This is a genomic window from Streptomyces sp. NPDC051105, assembly GCF_040682795.1.
In the GTDB taxonomy this organism is placed as follows: Bacteria; Actinomycetota; Actinomycetes; order Streptomycetales; family Streptomycetaceae; genus Streptomyces.
The window spans coordinates 17,891-41,616 of the sequence record NZ_JBFBBR010000032.1 but is presented as its reverse complement, the minus strand read 5'-3'; the positions used below and the strand labels follow the sequence as shown (position 1 = coordinate 41,616).

The 23,726-nt window shown below is 69.0% G+C and carries 23 protein-coding genes and 1 riboswitch; of the genes, 16 read left to right on the top strand and 7 right to left on the bottom strand.

The genetic code is table 11. The features are described 5' to 3' along the window. Positions 1-199 (bottom strand): condensation domain-containing protein (locus AB0N16_RS40770; RefSeq protein ID WP_365805888.1); only part of this gene is annotated, 199 nt, incomplete at its 3' end. A 285-nt stretch (positions 200-484) separates the two neighbouring features. Here AB0N16_RS40770 and AB0N16_RS40765 point away from each other — a divergent pair. Further along, positions 485-1,882 (top strand): MFS transporter, encoded by a 1,398-nt coding sequence (locus tag AB0N16_RS40765; protein WP_365805887.1) that lies wholly within the window; start codon positions 485-487, stop codon positions 1,880-1,882. A gap of 34 nt (positions 1,883-1,916) precedes the next feature. Then, positions 1,917-2,927: a polyprenyl synthetase family protein gene (locus AB0N16_RS40760; RefSeq protein ID WP_365805886.1), complete on the top strand. Its 1,011-nt coding sequence runs from the start codon at positions 1,917-1,919 to the stop codon at positions 2,925-2,927. Positions 2,928-3,069: 142 nt separating this feature from the next. Here AB0N16_RS40760 and AB0N16_RS40755 read toward each other — a convergent pair whose 3' ends face one another. The 4 genes from AB0N16_RS40755 to gcvT form a co-directional block, all read right to left on the bottom strand. Continuing rightward, positions 3,070-4,437, bottom strand: a complete 1,368-nt coding sequence (locus AB0N16_RS40755; protein ID WP_365805885.1) for an L-serine ammonia-lyase — start codon at positions 4,435-4,437, stop codon at positions 3,070-3,072. Between the two features lie 56 nt (positions 4,438-4,493). Beyond that, positions 4,494-5,756, bottom strand: a complete 1,263-nt coding sequence (glyA, locus tag AB0N16_RS40750) for a serine hydroxymethyltransferase (protein WP_365805884.1) — start codon at positions 5,754-5,756, stop codon at positions 4,494-4,496. A 38-nt stretch (positions 5,757-5,794) separates the two neighbouring features. Then, positions 5,795-6,172, bottom strand: a complete 378-nt coding sequence (gene gcvH / locus AB0N16_RS40745) for a glycine cleavage system protein GcvH (protein WP_365805883.1) — start codon at positions 6,170-6,172, stop codon at positions 5,795-5,797. 139 nt (positions 6,173-6,311) lie between these two features. Continuing rightward, a complete protein-coding gene (gcvT, locus tag AB0N16_RS40740; protein WP_365805882.1) occupies positions 6,312-7,439 on the bottom strand; it encodes a glycine cleavage system aminomethyltransferase GcvT in 1,128 nt (375 codons plus the stop codon). Between the two features lie 157 nt (positions 7,440-7,596). Beyond that, positions 7,597-7,694, bottom strand: a riboswitch (glycine riboswitch). A 162-nt stretch (positions 7,695-7,856) separates the two neighbouring features. On the opposite strand from gcvT, the gene AB0N16_RS40735 reads away from it, so the two are divergent. The 10 genes from AB0N16_RS40735 to AB0N16_RS40690 all read left to right on the top strand — a co-directional run bounded on the left by AB0N16_RS40735 (position 7,857) and on the right by AB0N16_RS40690 (position 19,598). Then, positions 7,857-8,576, top strand: a complete 720-nt coding sequence (locus AB0N16_RS40735) for an AAA family ATPase (RefSeq protein ID WP_365805881.1) — start codon at positions 7,857-7,859, stop codon at positions 8,574-8,576. A gap of 103 nt (positions 8,577-8,679) precedes the next feature. Further along, the gene (locus AB0N16_RS40730) at positions 8,680-9,471 is read left to right on the top strand and encodes an enhanced serine sensitivity protein SseB (protein WP_365805880.1); all 792 of its coding nucleotides are present in this window, start codon (positions 8,680-8,682) and stop codon (positions 9,469-9,471) included. A 179-nt stretch (positions 9,472-9,650) separates the two neighbouring features. Then, the gene (locus tag AB0N16_RS40725; protein WP_365805879.1) at positions 9,651-10,448 is read left to right on the top strand and encodes an enhanced serine sensitivity protein SseB C-terminal domain-containing protein; all 798 of its coding nucleotides are present in this window, start codon (positions 9,651-9,653) and stop codon (positions 10,446-10,448) included. A gap of 571 nt (positions 10,449-11,019) precedes the next feature. Further along, positions 11,020-12,024 carry an ABC transporter permease gene (locus AB0N16_RS40720; RefSeq protein WP_365805878.1) on the top strand — a complete coding sequence of 335 codons (1,005 nt, stop codon included), beginning with the start codon at positions 11,020-11,022 and terminating at the stop codon, positions 12,022-12,024. A 70-nt stretch (positions 12,025-12,094) separates the two neighbouring features. Next, positions 12,095-13,894 (top strand): ABC transporter substrate-binding protein, encoded by a 1,800-nt coding sequence (locus tag AB0N16_RS40715; RefSeq protein ID WP_365805877.1) that lies wholly within the window; start codon positions 12,095-12,097, stop codon positions 13,892-13,894. Between the two features lie 111 nt (positions 13,895-14,005). Beyond that, positions 14,006-15,004 carry an ABC transporter permease gene (locus AB0N16_RS40710; protein ID WP_365805876.1) on the top strand — a complete coding sequence of 333 codons (999 nt, stop codon included), beginning with the start codon at positions 14,006-14,008 and terminating at the stop codon, positions 15,002-15,004. Further along, positions 15,001-16,098 (top strand): ABC transporter ATP-binding protein, encoded by a 1,098-nt coding sequence (locus AB0N16_RS40705; RefSeq protein ID WP_365805875.1) that lies wholly within the window; start codon positions 15,001-15,003, stop codon positions 16,096-16,098. The genes AB0N16_RS40710 and AB0N16_RS40705 overlap by 4 nt, the downstream gene beginning before the upstream one ends. A 14-nt stretch (positions 16,099-16,112) precedes the next feature. Then, the gene (locus AB0N16_RS40700; protein ID WP_365805874.1) at positions 16,113-17,399 is read left to right on the top strand and encodes a dipeptide ABC transporter ATP-binding protein; all 1,287 of its coding nucleotides are present in this window, start codon (positions 16,113-16,115) and stop codon (positions 17,397-17,399) included. A 100-nt stretch (positions 17,400-17,499) separates the two neighbouring features. Then, positions 17,500-18,891, top strand: a complete 1,392-nt coding sequence (locus AB0N16_RS40695) for a M1 family metallopeptidase (RefSeq protein WP_365805873.1) — start codon at positions 17,500-17,502, stop codon at positions 18,889-18,891. A 47-nt stretch (positions 18,892-18,938) separates the two neighbouring features. Further along, positions 18,939-19,598 carry a trimeric intracellular cation channel family protein gene (locus AB0N16_RS40690; RefSeq protein WP_362575031.1) on the top strand — a complete coding sequence of 220 codons (660 nt, stop codon included), beginning with the start codon at positions 18,939-18,941 and terminating at the stop codon, positions 19,596-19,598. Here AB0N16_RS40690 and AB0N16_RS40685 read toward each other — a convergent pair. Continuing rightward, the gene (locus tag AB0N16_RS40685) at positions 19,507-20,736 is read right to left on the bottom strand and encodes an alpha/beta hydrolase-fold protein (protein WP_365805872.1); all 1,230 of its coding nucleotides are present in this window, start codon (positions 20,734-20,736) and stop codon (positions 19,507-19,509) included. The genes AB0N16_RS40690 and AB0N16_RS40685 overlap by 92 nt on opposite strands. A 165-nt stretch (positions 20,737-20,901) precedes the next feature. On the opposite strand from AB0N16_RS40685, the gene AB0N16_RS40680 reads away from it, so the two are divergent. Next, positions 20,902-21,753, top strand: coding sequence for a thioesterase family protein (locus tag AB0N16_RS40680; RefSeq protein ID WP_365805871.1), 852 nt, complete (start codon positions 20,902-20,904; stop codon positions 21,751-21,753). A gap of 206 nt (positions 21,754-21,959) precedes the next feature. Further along, complete coding sequence (locus AB0N16_RS40675) at positions 21,960-22,343, top strand: hypothetical protein (RefSeq protein WP_365805870.1); 384 nt, start codon at positions 21,960-21,962, stop codon at positions 22,341-22,343. A 71-nt stretch (positions 22,344-22,414) separates the two neighbouring features. Here AB0N16_RS40675 and AB0N16_RS40670 read toward each other — a convergent pair whose 3' ends face one another. Further along, positions 22,415-23,044 carry a TetR family transcriptional regulator gene (locus AB0N16_RS40670; RefSeq protein WP_351710965.1) on the bottom strand — a complete coding sequence of 210 codons (630 nt, stop codon included), beginning with the start codon at positions 23,042-23,044 and terminating at the stop codon, positions 22,415-22,417. 122 nt (positions 23,045-23,166) lie between these two features. On the opposite strand from AB0N16_RS40670, the gene AB0N16_RS40665 reads away from it, so the two are divergent. Continuing rightward, positions 23,167-23,334 carry a hypothetical protein gene (locus AB0N16_RS40665; protein ID WP_351323447.1) on the top strand — a complete coding sequence of 56 codons (168 nt, stop codon included), beginning with the start codon at positions 23,167-23,169 and terminating at the stop codon, positions 23,332-23,334. Positions 23,335-23,367: 33 nt separating this feature from the next. Further along, positions 23,368-23,640 carry a DUF4190 domain-containing protein gene (locus AB0N16_RS40660; RefSeq protein ID WP_365805889.1) on the top strand — a complete coding sequence of 91 codons (273 nt, stop codon included), beginning with the start codon at positions 23,368-23,370 and terminating at the stop codon, positions 23,638-23,640. Positions 23,641-23,726: the final 86 nt, after the last annotated feature.

Genomic DNA, 23,726 nt, shown 5'->3' with positions numbered 1-23,726 from the left:
CAACGAACGTCGTCCGCAGCACCTCATGCCGTCGAACGATCTCGCTCAAGCACGCCCGCACCACTTCAGGGCGCACCCGGCCCCGTAACCGGAGAATGAACGGAGTGCTGTAGGCCAGACTCCCCGGGGCAGCCTGATCGGCGAGCCACAACCGACGCTGCCCGTACGACAACGCAACCTTGCGGAGTTCGAAGTTCACCCTGACTCCCCCTGAGAGGTTGTCTTCTGAACAGCCTTTCGGTCAGCGGACCTTAGCAGCGCACATTGTGTGGCGACAGTGCTTGACGTGACGGGTGAAGCGGGGCAGGGGAGCGGGTCGCGAACCCTCCGCGTACAGCCAGAACAGGGAAATTGGAGGGGGCCCGCCCAGACTTCCCGCACCTTGTGAACGATCGAGAGTGACCAAGATCACTCCGTGCTGCGGCATTCCTCACTGACGCAATCAAGGGCTCCTTGACAGCCACCAGGGCCCAGAGTTCAATGATTGACCGGCCTCGTTGAGCTGTTCGGCGACGGACATTTTTCGCAGAAGATTCACAAGAGGAATCGGACATGCTTCGCGCGAAGGAGACACGGCAAGTGCAGGCTCTTTGAAATGTCCGTCTTACGAAACCCGCTCCGGAGTCGTAATTTTCGGCTGCTCGTAACCTGCAATACCATTTCTGTTACGGGATCATCGGTCGCGGCAGTCGCGATTCCCTTCGCGGTCCTCGGCGTCGGTGGATCGGCCGGCGACGTCGGGCTCGTCGCGACCGCGAAACTCTTCCCTCTCGTCGCCTTCCTGCTGATCGGCGGAGTGATCGCGGACCGCTGGCCCCGCCACCGGGTCCTGGTCGCGGCGAACGTCGTCCAGGCCGCCGCCGAAGGTGTCGCGGCCGGTCTGCTCCTCACCGGTCACGCCCAGGTCTGGCACCTGGCCGCGCTGTCCGGGGTCGGCGGCATCGGCGTAGCCGTCAGCTATCCGGCGGCACAGGGGCTGCTCCCGCACACGGTGCCGTCCGGCCTGCGGCAGAAGGCTGTCGCGCTGGACCGCGTGTGCCGCAACACGGCGTCGATCGGCGGTGCCGCGCTCGGCGGCCTGCTCGTCGCGCTCTGGGGCTCGGGGTGGGGTCTCGCCATCGACGCCGCCAGTTTTGCGATCGCCGCGCTCCTGCGCTTTCGCATGAACTTCACCAACCTCCCCCAGGGACGGAAATCAGGCATGGTTTCCGAACTTCGCCAGGGATGGCGCACGTTCATTTCCCGACGCTGGCTGTGGGTGACCGTGACGCTGTCCGCGGTCGTCACCACGGCGAGCTCGGCGCTGATCAGCGTGCTGGGCCCGCTGGCTTCCCATCGGTACCTCGACGGCGCGAACAGCTGGGGATTCATCGTGGCCGCCTACGGTTTCGGGGCCGTCGTGGGCGGCATGGTGATGCTCAGGTTCCGGCCGCGCCGCATACTCCTGGCGGGCATTCTGTCCTTTCCCGCCCTGTCCTTGGTGTTCTTCGCCCTCGCCATTCCCTTGACGGAACCGGTCGATATCGCCTTGTCCTTCCTGGCGGGAGCGTGCCTGGAAGTCTTCGAAGTCGGTTGGGCCATCGCACTGCAACAGGAGATTCCACCGGAGGAGCTTTCCCGTATCTCCGCCTACGACGCGCTCGGGAATTACGCGCTCAGCCCTCTCGGTACCGCGGCCGCCGGCGGGCTGGTCGAGGGGTTCGGTATGCCCGTCGTTCTCACCTGTAGCGGCGCTCTCATTGTGACCCTCAGCGCCGTCGCTCCGTTGGTTCCCGAGGTCAGAGGCCTGCGCCGCCGGCCACCCGCGCCGACGGAAGTGGCCGCGGCGGCGAGTGCGGCAACGGGTGTGCAAGCTGGACGCCCAAGTGGCCAGGATGATTAGGTGAGTTCATCGCCATAGTGCTGGTCGGTCACGGTTGGAGAGCTGCATGAGCACTGCTTTGCCTGTGGAAGTTGCCGATGCGGAGTTGGCCGACGAACTCACCCGGCACATGAAACTGGTCGAAGAGCAGCTGCTGGCGGCGGTGGAGACGGACCTGGAGCTGCTGGCCGCCTCGTCGCGCCACCTGATCACTGCCGGTGGAAAACGCCTGAGGCCTTTTCTGGTGCTTCTGGGCTCCCAGTTCGGGAATCGGTGGGATGAGCGGCGCATCCTGTCCGGAGCGGTTTCCGTGGAGCTGACCCACATCGGGACGCTATATCACGACGATGTCATGGACGAGGCCACGATCCGGCGGGGGGTGCCGAGCGCACATGCTGTGTGGGGCACTTCGGTTGCCGTACTGACGGGCGACTTCTTCTTTTCACGTGCTTCTCAACTGGTGGCGGAACTCGGGGACGAGGCGACCCGGCTCCATGCGAGGACTTTCGTCCGGCTCTGCGAGGGCCAGTCGGCCGAGACGGCGGGCCCGTCGTCCGAGGATGACAGGCTGAATCACCATATCGGCGTCCTGGGCAACAAGACCGCGTCCCTGTTCGCCGCCTCCGGCGAACTCGGCAGTCTCCTTTCGGGCGCGCCGGGCGAGATCACCGCGTGCATAAGGAGGGCCTGCGAAGCCTGGGGCATCGCGTACCAGTTGTCCGACGACGTGCTCGACGTCACGAGCGGGGCCGACCAGAGCGGCAAACCCCCGGGGGCCGACCTCCGCGAGGGTGTCCCCACCCTGCCGATGATCTACGCCTTGCGCTCGTCCCTCGCCGCGGACACACGGCTCGTGGAGCTGCTGCGGTCCGGTCAGCTGACCGATGACACCCTGCACGCCGAGGCACTGAAGCTCCTCCAGGAGCATCCGGCCATCGACATGGCACGGGCGGACGTGCGGAAATGGGCGAACATCGCCCGGCAGGAGATCCGCAATCTGCCGAACTCACCGGCGCGTGCCGTATTCGAGGAGCTGTGCGACTTCGTCGTCGAGAAGACCCTCTGAGCCGTTCCCGGAGCGACGGGGCGTGCGCGACGCCGCCCCGGGCCACCGCCCGGCCGTGGAGCCTCGATCCGGTTCGGCGTGCGGGCAGGGACGGCCCGGACAGCGCCGAAAGATACAAAAGCGGTGGTCAGGACCTACCTCATCAGCACTCGATGATGTTCACCGCCAGGCCGCCCCGGGCCGTCTCCTTGTACTTGACGCTCATGTCGGCGCCCGTGTCCTTCATGGTCTTGATGACCTTGTCCAGGGACACCTTGTGCGAGCCGTCGCCGCGCATCGCCATGCGGGCCGCGGTGACCGCCTTGACCGCGGCCATGCCGTTGCGCTCGATGCAGGGGATCTGGACCAGGCCGCCGACCGGGTCGCAGGTGAGGCCGAGGTTGTGCTCCATGCCGATCTCGGCCGCGTTCTCGACCTGCTCAGGGGAGCCGCCCAGCACCTCGGCCAGCGCGCCGGCCGCCATCGAGCAGGCGGAGCCGACCTCGCCCTGGCAGCCGACCTCGGCGCCGGAGATGGACGCGTTCTCCTTGAAGAGCATGCCGATCGCACCGGCGGCGAGCAGGAAGCGGACGACCCCGTCCTCGTCGGCGCCCGGGACGAAGTTGATGTAGTAGTGCAGGACGGCGGGGATGATGCCCGCCGCGCCGTTCGTGGGCGCGGTCACCACCCGGCCGCCCGCCGCGTTCTCCTCGTTCACGGCCATCGCGTAGAGCGTGATCCACTCCATCGCGTGCGCCAACGGGTCGCCCTCGGCGCGCAGTTGGCGCGCGGTGATGGCGGCACGACGGCGGACCCGCAGACCGCCCGGCAGGATCCCCTCCCGCGACATCCCGCGCGCGACGCACGCCTGCATCACCCGCCAGATGTCCAGCAGCCCCTCGCGGATCTCCTCCTCGGTACGCCAGGCCCGCTCGTTCTCCAGCATCAGCGCGGAGATCGACAGACCCGTCTCCTTCGTCAGGCGCAGCAGCTCGTCGCCCGTGCGGAAGGGGTACTTCAGGACCGTGTCGTCCAGCTTGATGCGGTCCGCGCCGACCGCCTCCTCGTCGACGACGAACCCGCCGCCGACCGAGTAGTACGTCTTGGTCAGCAGCTCCGCCCCGGACGCGTCGTACGCCCAGAGGGTCATGCCGTTCGCGTGGTACGGGAGCGTTTTGCGGCGGTGCAGCTTCAGGTCCGCGTCGTAGGTGAACGCGATCTCGTGCTCGCCGAGCAGCGACAGGCGGCCCGTGGTCCTGATCGTCTCGACCCGGTCGTCCGCGCTCTCCACGTCGACCGTGCGCGGCGAGGCGCCCTCCAGGCCGAGCAGCACCGCCTTCGGGGTGCCGTGGCCGTGGCCGGTCGCACCGAGCGACCCGTACAGCTCGGCACGTATGGACGTGACGGAGTCCAGCAGCCCTTCGTTGCGCAGGCGGCGTGCGAACATGCGGGCCGCGCGCATCGGGCCGACGGTGTGGGAGCTCGACGGGCCGATGCCGATCGAGAACAGGTCGAAGACCGAGATGGCCACGGGAACTCCTCCGAAAAGGGCGGGGGCACACGCCATCGGGTGCCCCCGCCGGGGAACTACTTGTTCAGACCGGGGTACAGCGGGTGCTTGCCGGTCAGGGCCTGGACCCGGGCCTTCAGGGCCGCCGCGTCGTAGGACGGCTTCAGCGTCTCGGCGATCACGTCCGCGACCTCGGTGAAGTCCTCGGCCGTGAAGCCGCGCGTGGCCAGCGCCGGGGTGCCGATCCGCAGACCCGAGGTGACCATCGGCGGGCGCGGGTCGTTCGGGACGGCGTTGCGGTTGACCGTGATGCCGACCTCGTGGAGACGGTCCTCGGCCTGCTGCCCGTCCAGCTCGGACTCGCGCAGGTCGACGAGGATCAGGTGGACGTCCGTACCTCCGGACAGGACGTTCACACCGGCCTCGCGGGCGTCGGGCGCGGTGAGCCGCTCGGCGAGGATGCGCGCACCCTCCACGGTACGACGCTGGCGCTCCTTGAACTCCTCCGAGGCGGCGACCTTGAAGGAGACCGCCTTCGCCGCGATCACGTGCTCCAGGGGACCGCCCTGGAAGCCCGGGAAGACGGAGGAGTTCAGCTTCTTCGCGAAGGCCTGGCGGGCCAGGATGATGCCGCCGCGGGGACCGCCGAGCGTCTTGTGGGTGGTGGAGGTGACCACATCGGCGTACGGCACCGGGTTCTCGTGCAGCCCGGCGGCCACCAGGCCGGCGAAGTGGGCCATGTCGACCCACAGGTACGCCTCGACCTCGTCGGCGATCCGCCGGAACTCGGCGAAGTCCAGCTGCCGCGGGTACGCCGACCAGCCGGCGATGATCACCTTCGGCCGGTGCTCCTTGGCGAGCCGCTCCACCTCGGCCATGTCGACCAGGCCGGAGTCGTCGACGTGGTACGCCACGACGTCGAACTGCTTGCCGGAGAAGTTCAGGCGCATGCCGTGGGTCAGGTGGCCGCCGTGGGCGAGGTCGAGGCCCAGGATGGTGTCGCCGGGCTGGGCCAGCGCGAACAGAGCCGCCTGGTTGGCGGAGGCACCGGAGTGCGGCTGCACGTTGGCGTACTCGGCGCCGAACAGCTCCTTCACCCGGTCGATGGCGATCTGCTCGGTGACGTCGACGTGCTCGCAGCCGCCGTAGTAGCGGCGGCCCGGGTAGCCCTCGGCGTACTTGTTGGTGAGTACCGAGCCCTGCGCCTCCATGACCGCGACCGGAGCGAAGTTCTCCGAGGCGATCATCTCCAGGGTGGACTGCTGGCGCGCCAGCTCGGCGTCGACCGCGGCCGCGACCTCCGGGTCGAGCTCGTGCAGGGACGTGTTCAGAACGGACATCTGGTTCTACGACTCCTCAGCCGGTGTCTTGGCGGCCCTCAGCCGGCGGTGAAGGCGGTGTACTCGTCGGCGGAGAGCAGGTCGGCCGGCTCGTCCGCGACACGCACCTTGAACAGCCAGCCACCCTCGAAGGGGGCCGAGTTCACCAGGGACGGGTCGTCCACGACGTCCTCGTTGATCTCGGTGATCTCACCGGTGACCGGCGAGTACAGGTCGGAGACCGACTTGGTCGACTCCAGCTCGCCGCAGGAATCGCCCGCGGTCACGGTGTCGCCGACGGCCGGGAGCTGGACGAAGACGACGTCACCGAGCGCGTTGGCCGCGTGCTCCGTGATGCCGACCGTCGCCACGCCGTCCGCGGTGGCCGACAGCCACTCGTGCTCCTTGCTGTAACGCAGCTGCTGGGGGTTGCTCATGGCCTGAATTCTCCTGTACGCGGGGGAGTGCTGGTGAAAGGGGACTGCTGGAAACACGCGTGAGCAGCGGAAATGTGCGCAGGGTCACGCGCTGCCGCGCTCAGTGTCTCCCCGTGGATCTGTTTCTGGCGCCGCGGGTCTACTTCTGGCGCTTGTAGAACGGCAGCGCCACGACCTCGTACGGTTCGTGGCTGCCCCGGATGTCCACGCCCACGCCCGCCGTGCCCGGCGCCGAGTGCGCCGCGTCGACGTAGGCCATGGCGATCGGCCGGCCCAGCGTCGGGGAGGGGGCGCCGGAGGTGACCTCGCCGATCACCTCGCCGTCGGCCACCACCGGGTACCCGGCGCGCGGCACCCGGCGGCCCTCGGCGACCAGGCCGACCAGCACCCGCGGCGGCTCGGCCGCGGCACGGTCGGCGGCCTCCTGAAGCGCCTCGCGGCCCACGAAGTCGCCGTCCTTGTCGAACTTGACCACGCGGCCGAGCCCGGCGTCGAAGGGGGTCAGCGAGGTGGTCAGCTCATGCCCGTAGAGCGGCATGCCCGCCTCCAGGCGCAGGGTGTCCCGGCAGGACAGCCCGCAGGGCACCAGGCCCACCGGGGAGCCCGCCTCGGTCAGCGCCTGCCACAGCTCCACCGCGTGCTCGGGCTTCACGAACAGCTCGAAGCCGTCCTCGCCGGTGTAGCCGGTGCGCGCGATCAGCGCGGGGACCCCGGCGACGGTGCCGGGCAGCCCGGCGTAGTACTTCAGGCCGTCCAGGTCGGCGTCGGTCAGCGACTTCAGGATCCCCGGCGACTCCGGCCCCTGGACGGCGATCAGCGCGTACGCGTCCCGGTCGTCCCGCACCTCGGCGTCGAACCCGGCGGCACGCTCCGTCAGCGCGTCGAGGACCACCTGGGCGTTGGAGGCGTTGGCCACCACCAGGTACTCGGTCTCGGCCAGCCGGTAGACGATCAGGTCGTCGAGGATGCCGCCGTCGGCCCGGCAGATCATGGTGTAGCGGGCGCGCCCGACGCCGACGGAGGCGATGTTGCCGACCAGGGCGTGGTTCAGCAGGGCGGCGGCCTGGGGGCCGGTCACGGCGATCTCGCCCATGTGGGAGAGGTCGAAGAGCCCGGCCCTGGTCCGTACGGCGACGTGCTCGTCGCGCTCGGATCCGTAGCGCAGGGGCATGTCCCAGCCGGCGAAGTCGGTCATGGTGGCGCCGAGCGAGCGATGCAGGGCATCGAGCGCGGTACGGCGGAGTGCGGCGGAATCGGAACTGCTCATCGGTCGGTCGTCTCCCAAAGATCCCAGGGCATGACAGGCGAGGTCTGTCCTCCCCATCTGTCATCGGAACCTGAGAGGTTCGCCCTGACCACACCGATGGTCACGGCTTGCACCTTGGGTGGGGCCACCGACACGGCGGCCCGCTTTTCAGATGTGCCTCGCCCGCGCGGTAACGGGGCCTGAGAGATTCAAGGGAGGGACTTGCTCCTTCGGCGCCCCAGCGAAGGCTGCTGGGGACTCTCCCGCGCGGATTCAAACGGCCGGTATGCAGTTGGCGGGCACATCATCGCATGCCGGGCGGAGCTTTGTAACAGGCCTGTGGCCGGAAGCGGACGGAACCGCGAGACACCGTGCATTACCTTCTCTTTACGTTAAGTGGGGAGAACCTTTCCTGAACCCCCAGGGAGGACGATCACGGTGACAAGGACCACGTCATACGCGACGACGGGCATCGCCCTGCCCGGGCAGCCGACGGCCCCGGCCCGCGAGCGGGGCGCGAAGCTCCCCCACGCTCGGCTGCGCTCGCGCGGGGGGACCCCCATGGCGCCGGTCGTCCGCGATCTGCGCGACCGCGCCGGCCGCGGCCCGCACGGCCTGCTCTTCGGCCCCCGTGACCTGGTCGTGGTCACCGGGCTGCCCGGCAGCGGCAAGTCCACCCTGATGCACCGCACCGTCGAGGGAAGACGGATCGACTCGCAGGACACCCGTGACCGCTGGGACGCCCGACTGGCCCGCTTCCTGCCGTACGCCCTCTACCGCCCGCTGGTCCGCCTCGCGCACTACGCCGGACTGCGCCGCGCGCTGCGCACCGGCGAGGGCGTGGTGGTGCACGACTGCGGTACCCAGGCCTGGGTGCGCGACTGGCTGGCCCGCGAGGCCCGCCGCCGCGGCGGCACCCTGCACCTGCTGCTCCTGGACGTCACGCCGGGCACGGCACTGGACGGGCAGCGCGAGCGCGGCCGGGGCGTCTCCCGGTACGCGTTCCTGCGTCACCGGCACGCCGCCGGCCGCCTGGTGCGCGCGGTGGAGCAGGGCGGGCTGCCCGAGGGGGTGGGCTCGGCGGTGCTCCTGGACCGGGACGCGGCGGACGCGCTGTGCCGGATCGCCTTCCGGGAGGCGGCGAAGCCCGCCGGGTGAGGCATTCCGGAAAGTGGAGCGGCTCACGGGGTGAGGCATTGTCACAGCCACCCGCTAGCCTTTTCAGCCTCAGCAGCAGTGGTTTCCAGCAGGCGGTAGGCAGATGGACTTCCCGGCGGACATTCCCGCGGACTTCCCGGCACAGGCGCACCCCCACCCGCACGGCGGTTGGCCCGGTAACGAGCTGGAGGAGGTGTTGTCGGCCTCCCTCGGCGTCCCCGCGGCGGCGGGCCGGCTCATCGAGGTACTGGCCCGCAGTTACCTGTGGATCCCGCTACCGGAGGGCGGCGGCCCGCACAGCGGCCCGCTGGACCTGCCCACCACGGAGATCCAGGGCGGGGTGTACGTCCCGGTGTTCAGCTCCGAGGAGCAGTTCCGCCAGGTGGTCGGCTCCCATCTGTCGTACACGATCGCCCCCGCCGTCGAGTTCGCCCGCGGTCTGCCCCCGCAGGTCGGCATCGCCGTGAACCCCGGCGGAGTGGTGGGCGTCCCGCTGCCGCCGGAGGCGGTCGCCGAGCTGTGCCGGTCCGGCCGCAGCGAACTGGACGGCCCCGCCTCGGGCGGCCGGGTCCGGCTCTTCGAACCGGACTGGCAGGACGACCCGATGGACTTCCTGGCCGCGGCCTCCGCCGAGTTCGCGGGGATCCGTGTGGTCGCCACCGCCCGCCGCTGCCTGGCCGCGGTCGAGACGGCGGACCCCGTGATGTTCGTCGGCGTCGAACTGACCCACTGGGACGGGGACATCAGGGCGCTGCCCCTGGAGGCGCTGGGCAAGGCTCTCGGCCGGGTCCCCGTGAAGTGGCCGGTGAACCTGGTCCTGCTCGATGTGGCGGACGACCCCGTGGGCCACTGGATGCGGGAGAACGTTCGCCCCTTCTATCAGTACGGCCACTGAAGGCGCCCCGCCGGGGCGCGGGGCTGTGCCGGTCCGCGGCTCCGCCGCGCGGGCGCGAGGAACGCGACGAACCCGCGCCCGCCGACGGACCATCGGCGCCAACCCCCTCGGCGCTTAAGCTGTCTCCGAACGCGGGGCGACCTCCAACGCGGGGCAATTCAATGAAGGGGCGGTAACACGTGAGCGCCAGCGGCACCGCGGCGACCGGACAGGTCGAGCACATGCTGCGCCAGGTAACCCCCGGGCGCTACGACGCCTACGAGGCACTCCTCCGCGCCCTGGCCACGCCCTCCTCCGGCCAGATCTGGATGCTGCTCTGGCACGGCCAGGGCGGTTCCCCCGACGCCCAGTACGGGAACATGGAGGTCGACGGCCACGGCTACGCCCCCTGCGTGACCTCGGCCCAGGAACTGTCGGCGAGCGGCTGGAACCGCTCGTACGAGGTGGTCGACGGCCTCGACGTGGCCCGCACGCTCTATCCCGACCACTTCGGCCTGTGGCTCAACCCGCACGCCCCGGGCGGTGGCGTCGGCATCCCCTGGCTGGATCTGCGCCGGATCGCGACCGGCCTGGACCGCCAGCCCGCGGGGCCGCTACGGCTCGTGGAACCGGCCATCGAGATCCCGCAGTTCTACGCGCTGCTGTCGCAGAACGCCCACCGTACCCCCGCGATCCGCTCCCTGCGGCGCGCCTGGGTGCAGCCGGCGCTCGGCGCGCCGTATCTGGCGATCGGGCTCGACGTGTACGACACGTCGCCGCCGGCCGTGGACTCGGTACGGGCGATGATGCAGCAGTCCGTCGGGGCGGTGCCGGACGGACTGCCCGTCTCGACGGTCGCCATGACCGACGAGTACGACCCGGTGGTGATGTGGATGCGGGCGACGGCACGGCCGTTCTACGACCGTGAGGCGCATGCGGCCCTGCCACCGGCGCCGGTGGCCGGATACGGGTATCCGCCGGCGCCCGGCGCGTACTGACGTGGAGTGGAAGAACTTCGCGGTGACGAACGGGGAAGACGCCGTAGTGGGCCTTGTCGAGGCGGAGCTCCTGGAATTCCACCCTGGGCGTCACCTGGCCTTAACGCGTTCCGGGCACACTGAGGCCGTGCTCCACCGAAATTCCCTCGGCGTTCGCCTGGTACACGGCGTGATCGAGTGGCGCGGCCGGCCCCGTGGCGCGATCGTCGCCGACCGGGATTTCTGGATCGGCTTTTCTGTGTTCCAGGCCACATGGCGCTCGGCGGGACCCGGAGTGAGGGCGTGTCACCGAGGGAGTCTCCGCGTGTAGACAAGGGTTTTTAGTCCGATTATGTGACGCTTTGCCAGGCTTGCCCTTGTCCGGCATGTGTTACCCGTCGTTCGGATAACGAAACGCCTTGCTCGCATCACGGTTACGCATCCATTCACCGCCAACTCTGGCAACTGGTCGCCACAGCGTTGAAGACTCGCGCTCCAAGGGGTGTTCACCCCTGCCCAGGAGAGAGTGATCATGCCGCTACCAGCGGCAAGTGCAAGCCGGCTACCGCCGGTTGAGAGGGGTCCCTGCCAGATGACGGCACCATTGCACGAGCCGACCGCGGAAGCGGCCCCGGGTGCGGCCGAAGAGGCGGCTGCCGCCGCCGGTGAGAAGGTCGTGCAGGGGCGCTCCCTGGGCCGGATCGCCTGGGAGCGCCTGAAGCGGGACAAGCTCGCCCTCACGGGCGGCATCGTCGTCCTCGTCCTCGTCGTGGTCGCCTTGCTCGCGCCAGTGATCACCCACCTGCTCGGTCAGGACCCGGACGCCTACAACGAGAGCCTGATCGACCCGCTGTTCGGCACCCCCAAGGGGTCCCTGGGCGGCATCAGCGGCGACCACCTGCTGGGCGTCGAGCCGGTCAACGGCCGCGACATCCTCGCCCGCATCCTCTACGGCGCCCGCGTCTCGCTGCTGGTCGGCTTCCTGTCCGCCCTCGTCGCGGTCGTCCTGGGCACCGTGCTGGGCATCCTGGCGGGCTTCTTCGGCGGCTGGGTGGACTCGCTCATCAGCCGCGTGATGGACGGCCTGCTGGCCTTCCCGCAGCTCCTGTTCACGATCGCCCTGGTCTCCGTCATGCCGAACAACATGCTGGGCCTGTCCGGGTCCAACGTGCGCGTCTTCGTGATGATCCTGGTCATCGGCTTCTTCGGCTGGCCCTACATCGGACGCGTGGTGCGCGGCCAGACGCTCTCGATGCGTGAGCGCGAGTACGTCGAGGCCGCCCGATCGCTGGGTGCCGGGCGGTTCTACATCCTGTTCAAGGAACTGCTGCCCAACCTGGTCGCGCCGATCATCGTGTACACGACGATGATGATCCCCACCAACATCCTCACCGAGGCGGCTCTCAGCTTCCTGGGCGTGGGCGTCAAGCCGCCCACGTCGTCCTGGGGGCAGATGCTGTCGAGCGCCATCGACTACTACGAGTCGGACCCCATGTACATGGTGGTCCCGGGTGTGGCGATCTTCATCACCGTCCTCGCCTTCAACCTTTTCGGCGACGGCGTGCGCGACGCGCTGGACCCGAAGGCGTCCCGCTGAACAAGCCGTACCCAAAGCGTCCCGTGGCAGCAACACGGGGTCTCTCATCTAATCCGGAGGATCCGAGATCGTGACTACCCAACGCACCTCAGGGCGGCGTAAGCAGGCATTTGCCGCCGCTGCTGCGGTCGCCGCACTGCTGACCACGGCGGCGTGCGGCGGCAGCAGCGACGACAACGGCGGCGGTTCGAAGAACGGCGCTGCCGGCTTCGACGCCGCCAACAACAAGGTCGCCCAGGCCTCCCTGGTCAAGAAGGGCGGCACGCTGCGCTTCGGCGGTGCCCAGGACGCCGACTCGTGGGACACCACGCGTGGCTACTACGGCTTCATGTGGGACTTCGCGCGCTACTACAGCCGCCAGCTGGTCACGGGCAAGGCGGAGCCGGGCAAGGCCGGCGCCGAGCTCACCCCGGACCTCGCCACCGGTCTCGCCAAGGTCACGGACGGCGGCAAGACCTACACGTACACCCTGCGTGACGGCATCACGTGGGAGGACGGCAAGCCGATCACGTCCAAGGACGTGAAGTACGGCATCGAGCGGGTGTGGGCGCAGGACGTGCTGTCCGGCGGTCCGACGTACCTGAAGGACTTCCTGGACCCCAAGGGCGAGTACAAGGGTCCCTACAAGGACACGTCCAAGGACAAGCTGGGCCTGAAGGCGATCACCACGCCGGACGACAAGACGATCGTCTTCCACCTCCCCAAGGCCAACTCGGACTTCCAGGAGGTGCTGGGTCTGGTCTCGGCCTCCCCGGTCCGCCAGGACATGGACACCAAGTCCAAGTACGGCCTGAAGCCGTTCTCCTCCGGCCCTTACAAGTTCGAGTCCTACAGCCCCGGCAAGAGCCTGACGCTGGTGCGCAACACGAACTGGAAGCAGTCCTCGGACCCGGTCCGCAAGGCGTACCCGGACAAGATCACCGTCCAGTTCTTCTCGGACGCCAACCAGCTGGACCAGCGCCTGCTCAACGGTGACCTGGACCTGGACATCAACCAGACCGGCATGTCCCCGCAGGGCCGCACCACCGCCCTGAAGGAGCACAAGGCCAACCTGGACAACCCGGTCTCGGGTTACATCCGCTACGCGACCTTCCCGCAGAGCGTGAAGCCGTTCGACAACGTCGAGTGCCGCAAGGCCGTGATCCTCGGCGCGGACCACGTCTCGCTGCAGACCGCGCGCGGTGGCCCGATCGCCGGTGGTGACATCGGTACCAACATGCTCCCGCCGTCCGTCCCGGGCGCCGAGGGCCAGAAGTACGACCCGTACAAGATCGCCGGCGCGAACAAGAACGGCAACGTCGCCGAGGCCAAGGCGGCCCTGAAGGCGTGCGGCAAGCCGAACGGCTTCTCGACCACCATCGCGGTGCGCAACAACAAGCCGGTCGAGGTCGCCACGGCCCAGTCGCTCCAGGCGTCTCTGAAGAAGATCGGCATCAACGCCCAGATCGACCAGTTCGACGGCTCGCAGACCACCGGCATCATCGGTAGCCCCGCCAACGTGAAGAAGAAGGGCTACGGCATCATCATCATGGGCTGGGGCCCGGACTTCCCGACCGTCCAGGGCTTCGGTCTGCCGCTGTGGGACAGCAAGTACATCGCGCAGAGCGGTAACAACAACTTCGCCCTGATCAACGACAAGACCATCGACGGTCTGTTCAACCAGTACGTCACCACGCTGGACGACGCGGGCAAGACCAAGCTCTCGACCGAGATCAACCACAAGATCATGGAGGGCGCGTACTACCTGCCCTTCACCTTCGAGAAGTTCATCAACTGGCGCAGCGACAACCTCGCGAACGTCTACACGACGGACAACTACAGCGGTACGTACGACTTCGTCAACCTCGGTCTGAAGAACCCGAAGAAGTAAACCGGCACACCCGCCGTACAGGCACGAAAGGCAGGTGAAGGCCGGCGCGGCGTGGTCGCGGGCCATCGGACAATCTCCGGTGGCCCGCGGCCCCGCGGCGGGCCGTAAGCTGTGCTCGCTTACCTCATCAGGCGGCTGTTCGCCGCCGCAGTGATGCTCGTGGTCATCGTCATGGTGGTCTTCGGCATCTTCTTCCTCGTCCCCAAGTGGGCGGGCGTCGACATCGCCACGAGCTTCGTGGGCAAGCAGGCCGACCCGGCAGCCGTCGAGGCCGTACGGCAGAAGCTGGGCCTGAGCGACCCGATCTACGCCCAGGTCTGGCACTTCTTCAAGGGCATCTTCGTCGGACGCACCTACTCCGGCGGTGGCGATGTCACCCACTGCGCCGCGCCCTGCTTCGGCTACTCCTTCCGTAGCGAGCAGGCCGTCTGGCCGGTGCTCACCGACCGCTTCCCGGTGACCCTGGGACTCGCGCTCGGTGCCGCCGTGCTGTGGCTGGTCTTCGGTGTCGCGGCCGGTGTGCTCTCCGCGCTCAAGCGGGGCACCATCTGGGACCGCGGTGCGATGGTCGTCGCGCTGGCGGGTGTCTCCCTCCCCATCTACTTCACCGGTCTGCTCAGCCTGGCGATCTTCGCCTTCGGGCTGAAATGGATCGACGCGCAGTACGTGCCACTCGACCAGAGCGTCAGCGGCTGGTTCGGCGGCATGATCCTGCCCTGGATCACCCTCGCCTTCCTGTACGCGGCGATGTACGCCCGGATCACCCGCGCCACCATGCTGGAGATCCTCGGCGAGGACTACATCCGCACGGCACGCGCGAAGGGCCTCAAGGAGCAGGTCGTCATCGGCAAGCACGCCATGCGCTCCACGATGACCCCCATCCTGACCATGCTCGGCATGGACCTCGGCGCCCTCATCGGCGGCGCCATCCTGACGGAGTCGACGTTCAACCTGCCCGGCCTCGGCCGCGCGGTGCTCGACGCCATCCGGAACCAGGACCTGCCCATCATCCTGGGCGTCACGCTGATCACGTCTCTCGCCGTGCTGCTCGCCAACCTCGTGGTGGACATCCTGTACGCCGTGATCGACCCCCGAGTGAGGCTGACATGACCGACCTGAGCAAGAGCGGAGCCGCCCTGGGTGAGCCCACCTCCGGCTCCGCCGCCCCGACCTCCTTCCTGGAGGTGCGCGACCTCAAGGTGCACTTCCCGACCGACGACGGCCTGGTCAAGTCCGTCGACGGGCTCAGCTTCACGCTGGAGAAGGGCAAGACCCTCGGCATCGTGGGCGAGTCCGGCTCCGGCAAGTCGGTGACCTCGCTCGGCATCATGGGCCTGCACACCGCCGGCCAGTACGGCAAGCGCAAGGCGCAGATCTCCGGCGAGATCTGGCTGGACGGCACCGAGCTGCTCTCCGCCGACCCCGACCACGTGCGCAAGCTGCGCGGTCGCGAGATGGCGATGATCTTCCAGGACCCGCTGTCCGCGCTGCACCCGTACTACACGATCGGCCAGCAGATCGTGGAGGCGTACCGGATCCACCACGACGTCACCAAGAAGGTCGCGAAGAAGCGCGCGGTCGAGATGCTCGACCGGGTGGGCATCCCGCAGCCCGACAAGCGTGTCGACAGCTACCCGCACGAGTTCTCCGGCGGTATGCGCCAGCGCGCGATGATCGCGATGTCGCTGGTCAACAACCCCGAACTGCTCATCGCGGACGAGCCGACGACGGCCCTGGACGTGACCGTCCAGGCGCAGATCCTCGACCTGATCCGGGACCTGCAGACGGAGTTCGGCTCCGCGGTCATCGTCATCACCCACGACCTGGGCGTCGTCGCCGAGCTGGCCGACGACATCCTGGTGATGTACGGCGGCCGGTGCATCGAGCGCGGACCGGCCGACAAGGTGTTCTACGAGCCCCGCCACCCCTACACCTGGGGCCTGCTGGGTTCGATGCCGCGCCTGGACCGTGAGCAGCAGGAGCGCCTGATCCCGGTCAAGGGCTCCCCGCCCTCGCTGATCAACGTCCCGTCCGGCTGCGCCTTCAACCCCCGCTGCCCGTACGCCGACGTCCCGAAGGACAACGTCACCCGCACGGTCCGCCCCGAGCTGACCGAGGTCGGCAGCCAGCACTGGGCCGCCTGCCACATGACGCAGGAGCAGCGGGAGCGGATCTGGACCGAAGAGATTGCGCCGAAGCTGTGAGCGAGGACAAAGCGGTGACCATCCCTGCGCAGAGCGAAGGTGCCACCCTCACCAAGGACGCCGCCCCCGGCGAGACCCTGCTGAAGGTGACCGGGCTCCAGAAACACTTCCCGATCAGGAAAGGCCTGCTCCAGCGGCAGGTCGGCGCCGTGCACGCGGTCGACGGTCTCGACTTCGAGGTCAAGGCCGGTGAGACGCTGGGCGTCGTGGGCGAGTCGGGCTGCGGCAAGTCGACGATGGGCCGGCTGATCACCCGGCTGCTGGAGCCGACCGGCGGCACGGTCGAGTTCGAGGGCAAGGACATCACGCACCTCGGGGTGGGCGGCATGCGTCCGCTGCGCCGCGATGTGCAGATGATCTTCCAGGACCCGTACTCCTCGCTGAACCCGCGCCACACCATCGGCACGATCATCAGCGCCCCCTTCAAGCTCCAGGGCGTCACGCCCCCCGGCGGCGTCAGGGCGGAGGTGCAGCGGCTGCTGTCGGTCGTGGGCCTCAACCCCGAGCACTACAACCGCTATCCGCACGAGTTCTCCGGCGGTCAGCGTCAGCGCATCGGCATCGCCCGCGCGCTCGCCCTGAACCCGAAGCTGGTGGTGGCGGACGAGCCGGTCTCCGCGCTGGACGTGTCGATCCAGGCCCAGGTCGTCAACCTGCTGGACGACCTCCAGCAGGAGCTCGGCCTGACGTACGTGATCATCGCGCACGACCTCTCGGTGGTCCGGCACGTCTCGGACCGGATCGCGGTGATGTACCTCGGCAAGATCGTGGAGCTGGCCGACCGCGAGTCGCTGTACAAGGCGCCGATGCACCCGTACACCAAGGCGCTCATGTCGGCGGTGCCGATCCCGGACCCGCGGCGCAAGAACGCCAAGAGCGACCGCATCCTGCTCAAGGGCGACGTGCCCTCGCCGATCTCCCCGCCGAGCGGCTGCCGCTTCCACACCCGGTGCTGGAAGGCGACGGAGATCTGCAAGACGACCGAGCCCAGGCTGATCGAGCTGAAGCCCGGCCAGCAGGTCGCCTGCCACCACCCGGAGAACTTCGCCGACCAGGCCCCGCAGGACACGGTGCTGCTGACCGTGGCCAAGGAGGCGGCCGAGCTGGTCGCCGACGAGGTGCTGGCGGAGTCGGCGGAGACGTCGGCGGCGGTGGCCGCACTGGAGGCGGAGACGGCGGCCGAGGCGGAGGCACCGGAGACGGCGGCCGAGGCGGAGGCACCGGAGACGGCGGCCGAGGCCGAGGCTTCTGACGCCTCCTCAGCCGAGTCGCAGAACTCCCAGGAGTCAACGGACAAGTAGCCCATGACACAACTGGGTAAAGGCATGTACATGCCCTAACGGGAGGGCGCAGAGTCGACCGTGTCTGTTCGCTGACCAGCACGCTCGAAAGGGACGACTCATGCGCCTCTCCCGTTCGGCACGTCTGGCGGCTGTCGCGACCGCGGCAGCCGCCTCCTTCGTCATCGCGGCCGCCCCCGCCCCCGCCCCGGGCGCCGACGGCATCGGTGACCCCTATTTCCCGCAGCTCGGCAACGGCGGCTTCGACGCCCGTCACTACGACCTCGACGTCGCCTACGCCCCGGACACCGACCGCCTGGACGGCCGTACCACCCTCACCGCCCGCGCCACCCAGAACCTCTCCTCCTTCGATCTCGACCTCCAGAAGCTGGAGGTCACGCGCGTCGAAGTGAACGGCAGACGCGCCGAGTTCACGCGCACCGGCGACGAGATCACCGTCACGCCGAGGACCCCGCTGTCCAAGGGACACGAGTTCACCGTCTCCGTCACCTACGGCGGGATACCCGAGGCCCTCAACGGCCCCATCGTCTTCGGCTCCGACTACGGCTGGATGAAGACCGCCGACGGCGTTTTCGTCGCCTGCGAGCCCAACGCCGCCTCCACCTGGTTCCCGTCCAGCGACCACCCCTCCGACAAGGCCACCTACGACATCCGGATCAAGGCGCCCAAGGGCCTGACCGGCGTCTCCAACGGCCGGCTGGTCTCGACGTACGACAAGGGCGCCTCGACGTACAGCCATTGGCGCGAGAACAGGCCCATGGCGACCTACCTCGCCACCGCCACCATCGGGAAGTTCGATGTGCGGACGGGGAAGACGCCCTCGGGCATCCCGATCTACGTCGCCATCGACCCGGTCCTCGCGAACAGCAACAGCGTCGACGTGTACGCCGTGACGGCCGCCGCCACCGACTACTGGTCGCAGGTCTTCGGGCCGTACCCGTTCGAGGAGACCGGCGCGATCGTCGACGACATGCCGGAGGCCGGGTTCTCGCTCGAGGTGCAGAGCAAGCCGGCCTACTCGGCGGTGCGCAACGAGACGACGATCGTGCACGAACTGGCCCACCAGTGGTTCGGCGACTCGGTGAGCGTGGCGCAGTGGAAGGACATCTGGCTCAACGAGGGCTTCGCCACCTACGCCCAGTGGCTGTGGGCGGAGCACCAGGGCACCCGCTCCGCGCACGACTCCTTCCTCGCCGGCTACAACTCCCGGGCCGCCGACAACCCCTTCTGGCAGATCACCGTCGCCGACCCGCAGCGCGACACCATGTTCGCCTCCGCCGTCTACCAGCGCGGTGCGATGACCCTCCAGATGCTGCGCGAACGGATCGGGGACACCGCGTTCTTCAAGCTCCTCCCCGCCTGGACGAAGCTGCACCGCTACGGCAACGCGAACACGGCCGACTTCATCGAGCTGGCCGAGAAGGTCTCCGGACAGCAGCTCGACGACCTGTTCCAGACCTGGCTGTTCACCCCAGGGAAACCCGCCCTGTGAGCCTGGCTTTGTAAGGTTCATGCAGCCTGACAGGTCACAATGTCAGGGTGCAGCTCCAGCAACTCTTCTCTCCCTCCGTCCAGCACACGCTCGACGTCATCGGCATCTTCGTGTTCGCCATCTCCGGCGCGCTGCTGGCCGTCCGCAAGAACTTCGACGTCTTCGGCATCGCCGTGCTCGCCGAGGTCACCGCGCTGGGCGGAGGGATCTTCCGGGACGTGATCATCGGGGCGGTGCCCCCGGCCGCCTTCACGGACCTGGGGTACTTCATCACTCCGCTGCTCACGGCGCTCGTGGTGTTCTTCCTGCACCCGCACGTCGAGCGCATCCAGTCGTCGGTCCTGGTCTTCGACGCGGCCGGCCTCGGCCTGTTCTGCGTCACCGGCACCACGAAGGCGTACTCCTACGGCCTCAACCTGACCGCCTCGGTCGCCCTGGGGCTCGCCACCGCGGTCGGCGGCGGTGTGCTCAGGGACGTGCTCGCCAACGAGGTTCCCTCGCTGCTGCGCTGGGACCGGGACCTGTACGCGGTCCCGGCGATCGTCGGGGCGACGATGGTGGCGCTGTGCATCCACTACGACACGCTGACCCCGTTCACCAGCGGGCTCGCGGTCGTCACCGCTTTCGTGCTGCGCCTGCTCGCGATGCGGTTCCACTGGCGAGCGCCGCGTGCGTGGAACCGGCGGACGACGGTTCGCGAGGAGTAGGACCCGACCGGGCACGGCTCTGGCCCATGTTGACCGTCAGCCATTCGAAGACCGCCGGCACCTGGGGCCGCCACAGCGCCATGTTGTGGCCGCCCGCGCTGCGCGGCAGGAACACCACGTGCACGGTGGTCGGGGCCTTGGCGAGCTGTTCGAGCGCCACTCCGGCCTGGTAGCCGTCGCCGGACTCACCGGAGAGGTAGAGGGCGATCCGGGGCGGCGTGGCCGCCTTCCTGAGCAGCAGATAGGGGTTGTTCCGCTCGCGCAGGGTCACGCTCTGCGCGGCGAGCGAATTGCGTTCGCCGATCGGGTCGTTGTAGCCGGACAGGCTGACCGCGGCCCGGTAGCGGTCGGGGTGGGCCACGGCCAGCTTGACCGCGCAGTGCGCGCCCGCCGAGTAGCCGGCGACCGCCCAGTTCGCCGGAGCCGCGGCGGCACGGAAGTTGTCGGTCACCATCTTCGGTACGTCGATGCTGAGCCAGCTGTCGGCGTTCACCGTGCCCGGGATGTTGGCGCAGCCGGTGTCGACACCGGCCAGCAGGTTGGTGCGCGGGGCGACCAGGATGAAGGGCGCGACCCTGCCGCTCCTCATCAGCGGCAGCAGCTGCTCGTGCACCTTCAGCGAACCGAACCAGGCCTTGGCCGAGCCGGGGTAGCCCGGCAGCAGCTCCACCACCGGGAACCTGTGGTTGCGGTACGCCGGTTCGCCGTACTGGGGCGGCAGCCAGACGTAGACCTCGGCGTTCACGCCCGAGACCCGGCCCTCGAGCTGGGTGACCCGTACCCCGCCGGCCGCGTGCATGGCCGCTCCCTCGGCCGCCGTGAAGGTCTGCCTCACCTTGGGCAACCGCTTCAGCGCTATGCCGCCGGTCCCGTCCCGGCCGAGGTTCGCGGCCTGCTGGACGTGGTCGCCGGTGCCGAGCAGGTCGGCCCAGTTGTCGTACAGGTCGTTCTGGTTGTTGACCACTACGAAGATCAGCGTCACCGCGGTGGCCTGTGCGAAGAGCAGCATCAGGACCCGGGCCGCGGCGCGCATGGCCTGGGGCCCGCGCAGCCTCGACCACAGGACGAGCGGCAGTATGAGGGCGACCACGGACAGGACGATGGTCGTGTAGAGGAACGGAGTCCCGGTGAGGCTCATGTCCCCATAGAGGGGAATTCCCGGCTCCGGGTTACGGACGTGTCCGGACACTTACCTAGAAATTGCCGGAACCTCACCCGGCGGGTGGATCCCTTACCGGCCGGGCTGCTGGTATGTAGATCACAAAAGCTACCGCTTAGTAATCACTTCTTGTACTGTTCAGCCATGCCAGAAGCAGCTTCCACGCGAGCCGTGATCGGCGACAGCGAGTTCGACCGGGACACCGCGGTCACCCGGCGCGCGCCCGGGGTCTACGCCATCGACCTCTCGGCCGGCTGGACCATCATCAACGCCGTCAACGGCGGCTATCTGCTGGCCGTCCTCGGCCGGGCCCTCGCGGACACGCTGCCGCACCCGGACCCGTTCACCATCTCCGCGCACTACCTGACCGCGTCCCAGCCGGGCCCGGCCGTGATCCGCACGGACACCGTCCGCACCGGCCGCACCCTCTCCACCGGCCAGGCCTCGCTCTTCCAGCACGACGACGACGGCAACGAGGTCGAACGCGTCCGCGTGCTCGCCTCCTACGGCGACCTCGCCGCCCTCCCCGACGACGTCCGCACCACGGCGACCCCGCCGGCCATCCCGCCCATGGACCAGTGCTTCGGGCCCGAGGACGGTCCCGCTCCCGTCGACGGCAGCTCCGCCATCACCGACCGCCTGATGCTCAAGCTGGATCCGTCGACCCTGGGCTGGGCCCTCGGCGCCCCCTCCGGCAAGGGTGAGATGCGCTCCTGGTTCGGTCTCGCCGACGGCCGTGACGCCGACCCCCTGGCCCTGCTCCTGGCGGTCGACGCGCTGCCGCCCACCGCCTTCGAGATCGGCCTCAAGGGCTGGGTCCCCACGGTCGAACTCACCGTCCACGTCCGCCACCGCCCCGCCCCGGGCCCGCTGCGCGTCTCCGTCACCACCCGCAACCTGGCCGGCGGCTTCCTGGAGGAGGACGCCGAGGTCTGGGACAGCGCGGACCGACTGGTCGCCCAGTCACGGCAGTTGGCCCGGGCCCGCCTCGGCTGACGTATCCGCCGGGACCCCGTTCTGTCACGGACGTGTACCAGCGAGTAAACCGCCGCTGTTCGCGAAGAAGCAGGTCAGCCAGGTGGCTTGAGCCGCCCTTTACCCGAATCACAGGCCGGGGACAGTGCGGGCCCAAGTACGCCTTAAGCGCCGTTGGTTGAGTGCCACGCCTCAGGACTCCCTCATCCTTTATGGAGCTGTCTCTCATGAAGCGTGTACGTCTCGTCCCCGCGGTCGCCCTGCTCGCCGTGTCTCCGCTGCTGCTGACCGCGTGCGGCTCGGGCGACTCGTCGTCCTCCGGCAGCGGCAACTCCGGTCAAACGCAGTCCTGTCAGGCGCCGTCGGGCATGCCGACGGGCAACGCCTCCGGGAGGCCGAGTGGTGCTCCCTCCGGTGCGCCCACGGGCAACTCCACCGTCAAGCCGACCGGTACCCCCACCGGCGTGCCGAGCGGCGGTCCGGGCGCCGGCGGCCAGGGAGGCCCTGGCGGCGGTCAGGGCGGCGGTGGTTGCGGCGGCGGCCAGGGCGGTCCCGGCGCGGGCGGTGCGGCGCCCAGCGGGGCACCGACCCAGCAGGCCGCGAAGAGCTGACACCAGGGCCTGGCACGAGAAGGGGCGGTGCGTCCGGCGACCGGACGCACCGCCCCCTCGCGTCCCCGGGCCTAGTCCAGCCAGTGCTGCCGGCCGAGGCTGATCAGCCGCATCTGGCGGGCGGCGACCTGGGTGACGCGCTGCCGCTCCGCCTCCGAGGGCTCCGGCGACTCCAGGGTCTCCAGGAACAGGGACGCGGTGATGAGCATCTGGTCCACGTAGAGGTGGGCGAGCATCAGCAGGTCGTCGTCGTTCCACCCGGCGGCCTCCGGGTCCTTGGCCAGCTCGGTCTTGACCTCCTCGGCGAACCGGGCCAGTTGGTCCCGGATGGCCTCGCGCACCGGCTGCACCCCGCCGTGCCGCTCCCGGGCGATGAACCGCACGTGCGCCGGGTGCGCGGCCACATGGTCGGCGATCAGCCGCACGGCACGGGTGATGCGCTCCGGGCCGGGCGTGGAGACGGTCGTGCGGACCATGGGGTGCAGGCTGCCGAGTGCCTCGTCGACGAGGGCGACGCCCAGGTCGGCGGTGGAGCGGAAGTGCCGGTAGAAGGCGGTCGGGGCGACACCGACGGCCCGGGTGACCTCACGCAGTCCCAGGCTGCTCAGGCTCTGCTCCTCCAGCAGCCCCAGCGCCGCGTCCAGGAAGGCCTGGCGGGTCTTCTGCTTCTGGGCCTGTCGGATGCCGAGGGTGTGACTCATGTCATCCAGTTAACAACTGTTCTCCGGAATTGAAAAGCCGTGGGAGTTGCTAGACTCAAAGTCAGTGAACAACTGTTACTACAACCGTTCACCCAAACGTAACGGAGGGGGGATCGAATCCCATGCTGTTCCTCGTCGCCGCACTCATGCTGCTCGGCGTGGTGCTGGGCACCGTGGCCCACGCGCCGCTCGACGTCACCGCAGGACTCGCCGCCGTGATCGCCGTCTGGCTGGCCGTCTTCGCACTCCGCGAGCGCATCGCCCGCCGGCGCCGCACCTCGGCCAACTGACCGTCCACCACGACTTCCAGGAGCTGAGCCATGCTGCACCTCACCGCCCCGGCCACCACCCGTCCCGGATCCGCCACCCGCGACGCCGACGGCATGGCCGTGGCGTCCTTCATCCTCGGCCTCCTCGGCCTCCTCGTCCTGAACCTGTTCCTGGGCCCGATCGCGATCGTCCTGGCCCTGGTGTCGCTGTGGCGCGGCACGAGCCGCAAGGGCCGCGCATACCTGGGCCTGGCCCTGGGCGTCGCGGACCTGGCGGTCCTCGCCATCACGATGGAGATCTCGAACACGGTGTCCTGGAGCTTGTAGACCCGCCTGTGAAGCGGCGTTCAGGGAGGCGCCCCGACAGGGGCGCGGGGCTGTGTCCAGGTGCGCCTCCGCCGCGTGGGCGCGAC